General features: G+C 61.1%; 13 protein-coding genes. 7 read left to right on the top strand and 6 right to left on the bottom strand.

All coding sequences use genetic code 11. The features are described from left to right. Window positions 1–72: 72 nt before the first annotated feature. Window positions 73–366, bottom strand: a complete 294-nt coding sequence (locus tag ACL9RI_RS15660) for a DnaJ domain-containing protein (RefSeq protein ID WP_422727442.1) — start codon at window positions 364–366, stop codon at window positions 73–75. A 172-nt stretch (window positions 367–538) separates the two neighbouring features. Here ACL9RI_RS15660 and ACL9RI_RS15655 point away from each other — a divergent pair, with 172 nt between their 5' ends. The 3 genes from ACL9RI_RS15655 (at window position 539) to ACL9RI_RS15645 (ending at window position 5,246) form a co-directional block, all read left to right on the top strand. Continuing rightward, the gene (locus ACL9RI_RS15655; protein WP_422727441.1) at window positions 539–2,305 is read left to right on the top strand and encodes a glutamine--tRNA ligase/YqeY domain fusion protein; all 1,767 of its coding nucleotides are present in this window, start codon (window positions 539–541) and stop codon (window positions 2,303–2,305) included. Between the two features lie 294 nt (window positions 2,306–2,599). Further along, window positions 2,600–4,378: a CHASE domain-containing protein gene (locus ACL9RI_RS15650; protein ID WP_422727440.1), complete on the top strand. Its 1,779-nt coding sequence runs from the start codon at window positions 2,600–2,602 to the stop codon at window positions 4,376–4,378. Window positions 4,379–4,535: 157 nt separating this feature from the next. Next, window positions 4,536–5,246: a glycine-rich domain-containing protein gene (locus ACL9RI_RS15645; protein WP_422727439.1), complete on the top strand. Its 711-nt coding sequence runs from the start codon at window positions 4,536–4,538 to the stop codon at window positions 5,244–5,246. A 160-nt stretch (window positions 5,247–5,406) separates the two neighbouring features. Here the strand turns inward: ACL9RI_RS15645 and ACL9RI_RS15640 are convergent, their stop codons facing one another. From ACL9RI_RS15640 to ACL9RI_RS15625, 4 genes are all read right to left on the bottom strand, one after another. Further along, window positions 5,407–5,646: a hypothetical protein gene (locus ACL9RI_RS15640; protein WP_029496207.1), complete on the bottom strand. Its 240-nt coding sequence runs from the start codon at window positions 5,644–5,646 to the stop codon at window positions 5,407–5,409. A 246-nt stretch (window positions 5,647–5,892) separates the two neighbouring features. Beyond that, window positions 5,893–6,138: a hypothetical protein gene (locus tag ACL9RI_RS15635; protein ID WP_422727438.1), complete on the bottom strand. Its 246-nt coding sequence runs from the start codon at window positions 6,136–6,138 to the stop codon at window positions 5,893–5,895. A gap of 176 nt (window positions 6,139–6,314) precedes the next feature. Further along, window positions 6,315–6,578: a hypothetical protein gene (locus ACL9RI_RS15630; RefSeq protein WP_422727437.1), complete on the bottom strand. Its 264-nt coding sequence runs from the start codon at window positions 6,576–6,578 to the stop codon at window positions 6,315–6,317. A gap of 92 nt (window positions 6,579–6,670) precedes the next feature. Next, on the bottom strand, window positions 6,671–7,588 hold the full coding sequence (locus tag ACL9RI_RS15625; RefSeq protein WP_422727436.1) for an SDR family oxidoreductase: 918 nt from the start codon (window positions 7,586–7,588) through the stop codon (window positions 6,671–6,673). Between the two features lie 12 nt (window positions 7,589–7,600). Between ACL9RI_RS15625 and ACL9RI_RS15620 the strand changes: the two genes are divergently transcribed. From ACL9RI_RS15620 to ACL9RI_RS15610, 3 genes are all read left to right on the top strand, one after another. Beyond that, on the top strand, window positions 7,601–8,626 hold the full coding sequence (locus ACL9RI_RS15620; protein WP_422727435.1) for a CDP-6-deoxy-delta-3,4-glucoseen reductase: 1,026 nt from the start codon (window positions 7,601–7,603) through the stop codon (window positions 8,624–8,626). A 78-nt stretch (window positions 8,627–8,704) separates the two neighbouring features. Further along, on the top strand, window positions 8,705–9,967 hold the full coding sequence (locus ACL9RI_RS15615) for an MFS transporter (protein WP_422727434.1): 1,263 nt from the start codon (window positions 8,705–8,707) through the stop codon (window positions 9,965–9,967). A gap of 33 nt (window positions 9,968–10,000) precedes the next feature. Beyond that, entirely contained in the window at window positions 10,001–10,666 is a 666-nt protein-coding gene (locus tag ACL9RI_RS15610) for a DUF1345 domain-containing protein (protein ID WP_422727433.1), read from the top strand. A gap of 20 nt (window positions 10,667–10,686) precedes the next feature. Here the strand turns inward: ACL9RI_RS15610 and ACL9RI_RS15605 are convergent, their stop codons facing one another. Then, window positions 10,687–11,280, bottom strand: a complete 594-nt coding sequence (locus ACL9RI_RS15605) for a TetR/AcrR family transcriptional regulator (RefSeq protein WP_422727432.1) — start codon at window positions 11,278–11,280, stop codon at window positions 10,687–10,689. 139 nt (window positions 11,281–11,419) lie between these two features. On the opposite strand from ACL9RI_RS15605, the gene ACL9RI_RS15600 reads away from it, so the two are divergent. Further along, entirely contained in the window at window positions 11,420–12,457 is a 1,038-nt protein-coding gene (locus ACL9RI_RS15600) for an NADP-dependent oxidoreductase (RefSeq protein WP_422727431.1), read from the top strand. Window positions 12,458–12,502 lie beyond the last annotated feature (45 nt).

Genomic DNA, 12,502 nt, shown 5'->3' with positions numbered 1-12,502 from the left:
GGCGCCTTGTTGAAGTCGCCATTGTTGTTTTTTTAAATCATGTCGGGCTGCGGTAGTGGCAGCTAAAAGAACTTAATCTGCCGGCAGTGCAGTGCCGTGTAAACGGAACACGCCGCACCACAGGGCATAGGCTTCCGCATCCGCATCGATGATGATGCGATGGTTGACGCTTTGATCATATTCGGCGCGCTTGACCGGGTCGGCCAGGATTTCATAGGCCTTGGTCACGCTCTTGAAGCGCGCTTCGGCGCCGGGAGCCTGGTTGCGGTCGGGGTGAAAACGCATCGCCAGCGAACGATAGACTTTCTTGATTTCATCATCGCTGGCATTGGGGGCGACACCGAGGACGTTGTATAAATTTTCCATGGGAGGCTCCGGGGTGATGATTTTCTGCTGATATAAAGGCGAATTATCCTATAGAACGGCCGCGAAGTCGCTGGCATGCGCGTAATGCGGACAAATTGAAGACAAATTGGCAGCAGAAAGACGCTTGCGGTACGGTAAAATGCTCTTTACTGTCACTCTTCCGCATTGATCAATGAGCAACGATAAACATAGTAGCGCTGCCGCCGCACCGGCGCTGGCACCCAATTTTTTGCGTAACATCATCGAAGCCGACCTGGCCGCCGGCACCCATGTGCGTCCCGGCCTGCCCCAGGTGATCACGCGTTTTCCGCCAGAACCAAACGGTTATCTGCACGTAGGCCACGCCAAGTCGATCTGCGTCAATTTCGGCCTGGCGCGCGATTACGCCGGCCAGTGCAACCTGCGCTTCGACGACACCAATCCGGCCAAGGAAGAACAGGAATACGTCGACACCATCAAGGACAGCGTGAAATGGCTGGGCTTTGACTGGGAAGCGGCCGGCGGCGTCAGCAATTTGCACTACGCCAGCGATTATTTCGACCAGCTGTATGCGATGGCCGAATACCTGATCACGGCCGGCTACGCCTATGTCGACAGCCAGAGCGCCGAAGAGATGGCCGCCAACCGCGGCAATTTCGGCCAGGCCGGCAAGAATTCGGCCTTCCGCGACCGTCCGCGCGAAGAATCGCTGGCCCTGTTCCGCGCCATGAAGGCGGGCCAGTTCAAGGATGGCGAACACATCCTGCGCGCCAAAGTCAGCGAAGACGCGATGAGCTCGCCCAACATGAACTTGCGCGACCCGGCCATCTACCGCATCCGCCATGCACACCATCACCGCACGGGCGACGCCTGGTGCATCTACCCGATGTATGACTACACGCACCCGATTTCGGATGCGCTGGAAAACATCACCCATTCGGTCTGCACCCTGGAATTCCAGGATCACCGCCCCTTCTACGATTGGCTGCTGGAAACCCTGTCGGCAGGCGGCTTCTTCCAGAAACCGGTGCCGCACCAGTTCGAATTCTCGCGCCTGAACCTGACCTACATCGTCACCAGCAAGCGCAAGCTGCGCCAGCTGGTGGAAGAAAAAATCGTCGACGGCTGGGACGACCCGCGCATGCCGACCCTGGTGGGCATGCGCCGCCGCGGCTACACGCCGGAAGCGATCCAGCTGATGTGCGAACGCACAGGCGTGACCAAGTCCGACGGCTGGATCGACTACAGCGTGCTCGAAGGCTGCCTGCGTGAAGACCTGGACCCGAAAGCGCCGCGCACGGTGGCCGTGCTGCGTCCTTTGAAGTTAATCATCGACAACTTCCCCGAGGGCGAAAGCGTGGCATGCACGGCGCCCGTGCACCCGCACTTCCCGGAACGCGGCCTGCGCACTTTCCCGATTTCACGCGAGCTGTGGATCGAGGAAGACGACTTCATGGAAGTGCCGAACAAGGGTTATTTCCGCCTGTATCCGCCGATCGACGACAAGCCGGGCAGCCGCGTGCGCCTGCGCTACGGTTATGTGATCGAGTGCACGGGCTTCGAGAAAGATGCGGACGGCAAGGTCATCGCCGTGCATTGCAACTACTTCCCGGACAGCAAATCGGGCACCGAAGGCAGCGCCAATTACAAGGTCAAGGGCAATATGCACTGGGTCAGCGCGCCGACGGCGATTGCCGCCGAGGTACGCCTGTACGACCGCCTGTTCACCGATCCGCAACCCGATGCGGGCGGCAAGGACTTCAAGCAATTGCTCAATCCACTGGCCAAGGACGTGGTGCAGGCCTGGCTGGAACCGGGCGCGGAACTGGCCTTGCCGGAACAGCGTTTCCAGTTTGAACGCCATGGCTACTTCGCGGCCGACCGCGTGGACAGCCAGCCAGGCAAACCCGTGTTCAACCGCATCGTGACCCTGAAAGACAGCTGGCAGCCAGCAAAATAAGCGCTGTCCTGCAGTGAAAAAGCCCCCGGATTGCCTGGCGATGCGGGGGCTTTTTCATTTCAGCAACAAGTTTTTTTCGTGAGAATCTTGCCTATTGACTACAATGTGACTAGTTTTGTATAGTAAGCACCTATTGCGTAATTTGCAATTTCGATAGCGCTTGTGCAAGCCGGCGGGAGTACTCCGGCAGGCAGCACCCGATTCCTCTTTTTGATGCGGATGGCAATGTCTGCTACAACCGGCGAGAAACAGCCCATGCCAGAAAAAAGACCACTCTGGGTGCTCGGCGGTGTCATGTCCATGCTGGTTGGGATGCTGTTCTACATGGGCGCTTCGCTATCGATCGAAAACGACGCCAACGAACTGTTCAAGAACCTGACGCGCAATACACGGCAGGATATCGATGCCAAGGTCAAATCGTATAGCGATTTGCTGCGCGGCGCGGCCAGCCTGTTCCAGGCCAGCGACCATGTCAGCCGCGAAGACTTCCACCGCTACGTGGCGAGCATGGATTTGCAGCGCAATTTCCCTGGCGTCATGAACCTCAATTACACGCGGGAAATCAGCGACGCACAGCGCCCGGCGTTCGAAGCGGCGATGCGGCGCGACTATCCGGCCGGACGCGATGGCTATCCTGCTTTTTCCATCGAACCACCGGGGTCACGCGCGCACTATTCCGTGCTGACGTATATCGAACCGATCTCCAGCGCCCCGGAAAAATACGGTTATGACATTGCCGTGCGCCCCCCTGTCAGCGATGTGCTGGCGCAGTCGCGCGATTCTGGCCAGATGAGCAATTCCGGCATGCCCGTGCCCATGCCGAACCGCCCACAACTGACAGGCATGGCCCTGCGCCTGCCCATCTACCGCAACGGCATGCCGCTCGCGACGGTACAGCAGCGCCGCGCCGCCTATGAAGGGTCGGTCGGCATCGGTTTCGACCTGGCGCTGATGGTCGGCAGCGTGCTCAACGACATGGCGGTGCGCAATGTGCGCCTGACCTTGTTCGACGTCGGCGCGCAAACCCGGCAGCCGCTCGATGTGCCGCACCAGATGCGCCCGCTCTACGACAGTACGGCGGCAGGCTTGCATGCCCCCTGGTGGCAGCCGGGCCAGTCCGGCAAATACCTGAGCAGCACCATGCTGATCGATTACAACGGCCGCGTATGGCAAGCCCTGTTCAGCGTGCGCAAGAGCGACCTGTACACCAGCTTCGACGCCTACCTGCCCTGGCTGGCCCTGCTGGCGGGCTTTTCTGGCAGCATGTTGCTCTACACGCTATTCCATACCTTGTCATCGTCGCGCCGGCGGGCCATCCAGATGGCCACCGGCATGACGCAGGAATTGCGCGCCAGCCAGCTGCGCCTGCAATTGTCGAATCAAAAATTGCGCCGGCTGGCGGCCCACGCCGACCAGATCAAGGAAGAGGAACGCAAGCGCATCGCGCGTGAAATCCACGATGACCTGGGACAAAACCTGCTGGTGCTGCGCATCGATGCCGACATGCTCGCCTCGCGCACGGCGCAACATCACCCCCGCCTGAATGCACGCGCCCGCGCCACCCTGGGCCAGATCGACGCCACCATCAAGAGCGTGCGCCAGATCATCAACGACTTGCGCCCCACCGTGCTCGACCTGGGCGTGAACGCGGCCGTCGAATGGCAGGTGGACCAGTTTCGCCTGCGCACAGGCATCGCCTGCGAAGTCATCGAAAGCCACGACGATATCTCGCTCAGCGACCAGTGCGCGACCGCCCTGTTTCGCATCCTGCAAGAGTCGCTGAGCAATATTTCCCAGCACGCCCAAGCCAGCCGGGTCCAGGTGGCGCTGAAGAAATGCCACGATACGATGTCGATGACGGTCAGCGACAACGGCGTGGGCGCGGCCGTCGATGGCCGCAACAAGCAGGGCTCGTTTGGCCTGGTGGGCATCGAAGAACGTATCAGCCTGCTGGGCGGCACGTTTTACATCGAAAGCAGCCCCGGCGCCGGCATGCGCGTGCATGTCAGCGTGCCGCTGGGGGCAGACGCCTCGGCCTATTCCCGGCAGGACGCCTCGGACATCATTGCCTGACACTAGCATCATGCAATGCTTGCTTATTTTCTAATTCAATGCAATATTGACGCAGAACAATCTTTCCACCCTGACAGGAGTTGCCCCACCAGAACCGCCTTTTTCACCTCAGCTGTACAGTCATTCCAGTCACATTTCTTTTTATACAAGGATATTCATGGATACGAACGACAGTTTCAAGGCAATTGCAGAATTGAATTTGGATGCGATCAAGGTCAAGCTGATGCACCGGGAATCGGGCGAAGGCTGGAGCCTGGAAAAGGCGAATGCCGTGGAGTTCGAGTACCGCCGCTTCCTGATCCTGATGAAGCAATTCCCGCAGGAAGAAACGGCGCCGCTGATGGATGTGGACACCTTCTGGCACTACCATATTCTTGACACGCTGAAATACGCAGCCGACTGCGAACAGGTCTTCGGCTATTTCCTGCATCACTTCCCCTACATCGGCCTGCGCGGCGCAGACGACGAAGCAGCGCATCACCGCGTCGGCGAGCGCATGAAGCAGTTGTATGAACAGACATTCGGGGAAGCCTACGAACGCACGGAAACGGCGTATTCGGGCAGGGCCGTGCAAACGGCGTATTCGGGCATGGCCATCGCGCCGGCTTACTCGGGCGCGGCCGTGAAGGCAGCATATTCGGGTGCAGCCGTCAAGACGGCGTATTCAGGCATGGCGATCCAGACCGCATATTCCGGCATGGCGACGCCGGCACAGACCGCCTACTCGGGCGCGGCGCGGACGGCATTCTCCAGCGCACCGGGTTCGCTCGCTGCAGCGGTGGTCAAATCTTCATTGGCTGAGGCGCAGGTCGGCAGTTTTTATGTCGACCGGCCATCCATTGCCGCCAGCCAGGAGACGTCGTCCTGACAGGACAGGCTATTAAGCGGACTCGCGATGAGCCGGCATGGATAGCGTGTGGGCTGCCGCACGCGGCAAGCCGGATAAAACCAGGCGGCACCTCTCACGTTGCCGTCTGTCTACCACGTAAGGCAGCACATTAAAGCAACGTCAACTACGCAACCTTCAATCAGGCAGCCATCAGTTCGCGCAGTTCACGGATGCTGAAATCGCTGATTTCGTGCATGCGGATCAGAATCGTGGCGCCGATCGGCAAGGTGTTGTGACGAATCTTGCTGATCACGGGTGGCGCCACTTCCAGCGCGCGCGACAGGGCGGCATCATTTTTCAGCTGCAGCTTGTCGATGATGGCGTCAAGAACGCGATTTGGGTTATAGGTAGGCAAAGAGGTAATTTGTTTGAGAGACATGATCAAAAATCCGAACTTGTTGTATTACTGCAAATAAAAAATGATTACAGGGCTGCTTTGCAATAAATCTTGGGGAAGATACTAAAAAACGCCATTACTTATGCGGTTTTTGGTTTGCAGACCATATAATACACGTTATTGTTGATTTTTGCTTAACTTAAAGCAAATTTGTGATAATTGAATAGATTTGACGCACTTTTAATGTGCTAGAGGATAACTCAAAATGGAAAAATTTGCTGCAGGCTATCAATTTTTTCGGTGAGCAACTCCGCTATCCATCAGCCATGCGATGGCCATCAGGGTGCCCAGCCGGGCCATGTCGGCGGAGAGCTGCCAGCCCTGCACGGCCAGGATGGCCGGCGATACGTCAACCAGGCTGCAAGCCAGTTGGCGCCTTATTTCATAGGGCGCGGGAGGCGCCTGGCGCGCCCCTTTCCGCCACCGCATATAGGCCCGTACCTGCTCCTTGCTGGGATGAGTTACGGAGTACATTGCATGCTCCTGCGGGCCACTATACGGAATGTTGCAGACTGAGTTACAAGCAGTAATACAAACAATCTTGCGGCGCCTGCCCGCCTGTTTGCTCACATTACCGTCACGCCGTCGCGGCGCGTTTGCGCAATATCAACAGTGAGGCAGGCAGAAAGTCCGGCAACTGCCGGACACCATCATGGTTTCTTTTGCTGGCGCACGCGCTGCTGCTGCTTTTCCTGCGTTTGCTGGCGATTCTGCTTGCGTTCGTACAAGGTCACGGCATCCTTCTTCGCCTGCTCCACGGTGCGCATCTCGGCGTGATCGTCGTGCGGCACAAAAAACTCCGCATCCTGGGCCGACACCACCAGCTTGATGGCTGCCTGGTCTTCCAGGTCATACAGCTCCGTGAGGACGGTGGTGACCTCGTCCAGGTATTCTTCGTAAGTCAGGGTGGTCATGGATAATCCTCGGTCAATAATAACTGGTAGCGCGCGGCAGGCAGGCGCGGCATGCGCCCGGCCGGCAGAAAGTGCGGAAATAACCGCGCATTTTAACTGATGGCGAGTTTTCTGGCTGACAACACCGCCAGCGCATCAGCCACGCGCGGGTAGCGCAAACGCAGCCCCAGCTCGCGCTTGATGCGCGTATTGTCCAGGCGGCGCGACTCGGACATGAACGACAGCAACATCGGCGTGACCACTTGCTGCAACGCGGCACGCGGCAAACGGGGCGGATGCGGCAAGCCGAAGGCATCGGCCACCAGGTCAAAATACTCGGCCATCTTCAATTGGCTGTCATCGCTGGCGTGATACACGCGGCCCGGCCTGGCGCGCCACAGGGCCCGTTCGATGATGCGCGCCAGGTCGTCGGCATGGATGTGATTGGTGTACACGTCGTCTTGCGGGACCAGCGCCGGCGTGCCCTCGCGCAAACGTTTTAATGGCAAACGGTCATCGGCATAAATACCGGGCACGCGCAGGATGGCCAGGCTGGCGGCGCGGCGCACGCCCCAGGCGCGCAGGACGGTTTCGGCATCCACACGGCGCCGCGCGCGGGCATTTTGCGGCGCTGGCGGACGCGTCTCGGCCACCTGCGCACCGCCGCAATCGCCATACACGCCGCTGGTGCTGACATATACCAGGCGGGCGTGCTCAGGTAAAATGGCGGCCAGATTACGCGTGCGCCGGTCCAGCAGCCCCGCCGGCTGGGGCGGCGCCAGGTGCACGACCCACGGCGCCAGCCCGGCCAGCCGCCGCAGGCTGGCGCGGTCATCGAGGTTGGCCACGATGGGCACGGCGCCCGCCGCACGCAGTTCGGCACAGCGCGCAGGCTGGCTGGTGACGGCAAACACGCGAAAACGCGTGCTCAGCAAGGGCAATAGCCGCATGCCGACATCGCCGCAGCCAAGAATAAGCAGGCGCGGCAGGCCCAGCGGCTTGTGCAATGATTGAATTAATATGTTTTTCATCTCAAGGATAGTATGACTTTTCAAATTACTGTTGAGCCCAGCGGCCATCAATTCAGTTGCGAAGCGGACGAAACCGTCTTGTCGGCCGCCATCCGCGCCGGCGTGGGCTTGCCGTATAGCTGCAAAAGCGGCGCTTGCAGCTCTTGCAAAGGCAAGGTCGTGTCCGGCAGCGTACAGCACAAGCCGTATCAATCGCGTTCGCTGACGGACGAAGAAGCGGCGCAAGGCTATTCCCTGCTGTGCTGCGCCGTGCCCCAGGGCGACCTGGTGGTGCAAGCGCGTGAAGTGGCTGGCAGCAGTGATTATCCCATCAAGAAAATGCCGTCGCGCGTCACCACGATCGAGAAAGTCGCGCCCGACGTGGTCGTGCTGACCCTGCAATTGCCGGCCAGCGAACGCCTGAACTACCGCGCCGGACAGTATATCGAAATCATGTTGCGCGACAACAAGCGCCGCAGCTACAGCATGGCCAGCGCCCCCGTCGAGGGCGGCCCGGTCAGCCTGCATATCCGCCACATGCCGGGCGGCCTGTTCACCGACCAGGTGTTTGGCAGCATGAAAGAGCGCGACATTCTGCGTTTCGAAGGCCCGATGGGCACCTTCTTCCTGCGCGAAGACTCAGACAAGCCGGTGGTGCTGCTGGCGTCGGGCACCGGCTTTGCGCCATTAAAAGCCATCGTCGAGCACATGATCAACGAGAAATCGCCGCGTCCAATCACCTTGTACTGGGGCGCGCGCCGGCCGCACGACCTGTACATGGATGCGCTGTGCCGCCAGTGGGCGGCTGACTTGCCGCAATTCACCTACGTGCCGGTAGTCTCGAACGCGCTGGAAGAAGACCATTGGCAAGGCCGCACGGGCTTCGTGCACCAGGCCGTGATGGCCGACCTGCCCGACATGGCGGCCTACCAGGTGTACGCCTGTGGCGCGCCCGTCGTGGTGGAGTCGGCCAACCGCGATTTTGTCAAGCTGTGCAATCTGCCGGCGGACGAGTTTTACGCGGACGCGTTTACCACCGAAGCCGACCTGGCCAAGTAACACCCTCCATGCAGCGGGAAGGCGCTGCGGGCGCCGCCCGCTGCCTTCCCATACCCCGCTGCTCTCTGGAAAGTGTTCATGTCCCTCGTTTCGCCCGGCAACGGCTTCAGTGTCCTGCGCCACCGTAATTTCTCCTTCTACCTGTCAGCCCGCGTGCTGGGCACCCTGGCCGTGCAAATGCAAAGCGTGGCCATCGGCTGGCAGGTATATCAACTGACGGGCAGCCTGTTCGACCTGGGCTTGATCGGCCTGGCGCAGTTCGCCCCCTTCCTGGTCTTGATTTTGCCGGCCGGCCACGCCGCCGACCGCTATAACCGCCGCAATATCATCGCCTGGTGCCTGACGGCGCAACTCGCTTGCGCACTGGCCCTGCTGGCGTTCACCGTCAGCGGCATGGCCGCCGTCTGGCCCGTGTTTGCCGTGCTGGTGCTGTTCGGCAGCGCGCGCGCCTTCATGATGCCGGCCACGCAAGCCGTGCTGGTCAATATGGTGCCCACCGAAAGTTTCAGCCGCGCCGTCGCGCTCAGCTCGTCGAGCTCGCATGTCGCCATCATCCTCGGCCCCATCCTGGGCGGCTTGCTGTATTACTTCGGCCCCAAGGTGGTGTACCTGGTGGCCGCCACGCTGCTGGTGTTATCGGTGCTGCTGATGCGCGCCACCACGCCCGCGCCGCAGGTGGTCAGGCGCGAACCGGTCAGCTGGCATACCCTGCTCGAAGGCTTGCGCTTCGTCTGGTCCAGACCGATCGTGCTGGGGGCCATTTCGCTGGACCTGTTTGCCGTGCTGTTCGGCGGCGCCACCGCCCTGCTGCCGGCGCTGGCGCACGATGTGCTGCATACGGGCCCCAGCGGCCTGGGCCTGCTGCGCACGGCGCCCGGCGTGGGCGCGGCCGTCTGCTCGATCGCGCTGGCCTTTTTCCCGATCACGCGCCGGGTCGGCGCCTGGATGTTTGGCGGCGTGGCCGTGTTTGGCCTGGGCACCTTGACCCTGGGCGCCACCAGCCATGTCGCGGTAGCCCTGGTGGCGCTGTTCCTGATGGGCGCCGGCGACATGGTCAGCGTGTATATCCGCCACCTGCTGGTGCAGTTCGAGACGCCCGACGAAATCCGCGGCCGTGTCAGCGCCGTCAATTCCGTGTTTATCGGCGCCTCGAATGAATTGGGGGAGTTTGAGTCGGGCCTGACGGCTGGCTGGTTCGGCCTGGTGCGCGCCGTGCTGTTCGGCGGCGCCGCCACCCTGGCCGTGACGGGCCTGTGGGCCGTGCTGTTCCCCGTGCTGTCGCGCATGGACCGGTTTCCCCACCACGCCAAGGAAGCCGCGGCACAAGGCACGACAGGATAAGATGCGGTATCGACCACCACGCCAGCCTGCGCCATGAAAAACGCCTTCCCCTTGCACGGCTTCATCCGCAGCCGTCCTCACTTGAGTCTGGCCATCGTCATCGGCGTGGCGGCCGGCTTGCTGCTGCCCGACTCCTGGCGCCAGATGACGCGCTTGCTGACGGCGTGGAATGTCGCCGTGTGGCTGTATTTGATTACCATGGCCTGGATGATGATGCGCGCCAGCCATCACCAGGTCAAGGCCGTGGCCGCGCGCCAGGATGAACGGGCGGCCATGGTCTTGTCGGCGCTGTCGGTGGCTTCGGTGATGAGCCTGGCGGCGATCGTCTCGCAACTGTCGGCCATGAAAGACATGACGCCCGACATGCGCGCCCTGCACTACGGCCTGACCATCCTGACCCTGGTCGGTTCCTGGTTCCTGGTCGGCACCCTGTTTTGCTTCCACTACGCCCATTTGTATTACCAGGCCAGCCCGCAGCAGCGTCCGCTGCGTTTTCCCGAGGAAGAGAAAAATCCCGATTACTGGGATTTCCTGTATTTCTCCTTCACCATCGCGGTGGCCGTGCAAACCTCGGATGTCACCGTGCAGACGCGCCTGATGCGCCAGATCGTGCTGGGCCAGTCGGTGCTGAGCTTTTTCTTCAACCTGGTGGTGCTGGGCCTGTCGATCAATATCGCCGCCGGCCTGATCAATGGTTGAAGAATGGCTGAACAATGTGCTTACGCCGTCTGTAGCAGCCCCGAGAGCAGAACGCGGAAGCTGGCCACCGTTTCTATCGATGCCACGCGCGGATCGCTTGCGCTGGCGATCCACAGCGAGGCATTGAGCGCGGCGCCGTTGACCAGGTAGGCCGTGGCCTGCGCATCGACCGGCTTGATGATCTTGTTGTCGATCAAGTCCTGGATGCTGCGCATCGTGTTGAGCAGGCATCTCGTCTGGCTGGCCCTGCGCGCCGTATCGCCGAGGACGGAAGGACCATCCATCAGGACGATGCGCTGGATCTCCGGTTCCAGCGCCAATTCCACCCAGGCAACGCATTCCTCGACGAAACCTTCCCACGGTGTCGCTGCCTGCGCCACCACGGCCCGCAGGCGCTCGGCCGACTCTGCATCGATCTGGGCGATCACGGCTTCAAACAAACCCTTCTTGCCGCCGAAGTGGTGGTATAGCGCGCCGCGCGTCAGCTCCACGTCGGCCGTCAAATCCTCCATCGCCGTATCGGCATACCCCTTGCTGGCGAAAGCCTTGCGGCCAGCGGCGATCAGCTTGCTACGCGTGACCGCGATCATATCCGCACGTTTTTGTCGCGCCATGGCGCCCTCCTGTCGATTCGCAGCACGCAATGACATGCACGATGTATGTTAATATTTCATTCGCATACACAATGTATGTTAATGCGCTACGCTGAGCAGCCGACAGAATAGCGCAAGGTCCCACCAACAGGAGAAACCTATGAGCAAGTATGCCAATCAACAGATCGTGCTGGCCGCGCGTCCGGATGGGGAGCTGCAACTGTCCGACCTGCGCCTGGAGAACCTGGCAGTCCCCGTTCCGGCCCAGGGTGAGGTGCTGCTGGAAACGATTTTCCTGTCGATCGATCCGTATATGCGCTGGTGGATGCGCGCCGAAAAATCCTACAACACCCCGATCCAGATCGGCGAAGCGATCGTCGGTGCGACGGTCTCGCGCGTGCGCCAGTCGCGCCATCCACACTGGCAGGAAGGCGACTGGGTACTGGCGTCGTCAGGCTGGCGGCGCTTTGCCCTGTCCGACGGCAGCGGCCTGCGCCGGCTCGACCCGGCGACCGCCCCGCCCTCCACCGCACTGGGCGTGCTGGGCATGACGGGCTTCACCGCCTACGCAGGGCTGCGCAACATCGGCCAGCCGAAGCCCGGCGAAACCGTGGTGGTCGCAGCGGCAAGCGGGGCAGTAGGCTCGGCGGTGGGACAAATCGCCCGCCTGCGCGGCGCCCGCGCCGTGGGCATCACCACCGGCCAGCAAAAGCTGTCTTACCTGAAGGAGGAATTGCATTTCGACGCTGTCGCCGACTACCGGGCGCCGGACTTTGCCGGGCAGTTGGCCAAGGCTTGCCCGGACGGCATCGATGTCTACTTCGAGAACGTCGGCGGGCGCATCTGGGATACCGTGCTGCCCCTGCTGAACACTTACGCCCGCGTGCCGGTCTGCGGCCTGATCTCGCAATATGAAGCCAGCGCCGGCGCCACAGGCCACGTCGATCGTCTGTCCAGCACCATGGCGCAGATCATGGGCAAGAGCCTGACCTTGCGCGGCTTCATCCAGACGGAATATGCCCCCACCCAGCTCGCCGACTTCCTGCAGGAAGCGGGAGCATGGCTTGCCGAGGGAAAAATCCGTTACCGCGAACATCTGCTGCACGGCCTGGAGCAGGCGCCGCAAGCCTTGATCAGCCTTTTGAAAGGCCAGAACTTTGGCAAGACGATCGTGCAGGTCGGGGCAGCCCACGACTAGCGCTGCCGCGATAGCCGATGGCAGATAGTTTCAGTGAGGAAACTT

It is taken from the genome of Janthinobacterium sp. Mn2066 (assembly GCF_049319705.1).
Taxonomy (GTDB): domain Bacteria; phylum Pseudomonadota; class Gammaproteobacteria; order Burkholderiales; family Burkholderiaceae_D; genus Janthinobacterium.
Note: the sequence above shows the minus strand (reverse complement) of the source record. Positions and strands in the feature narration are given on the sequence as shown.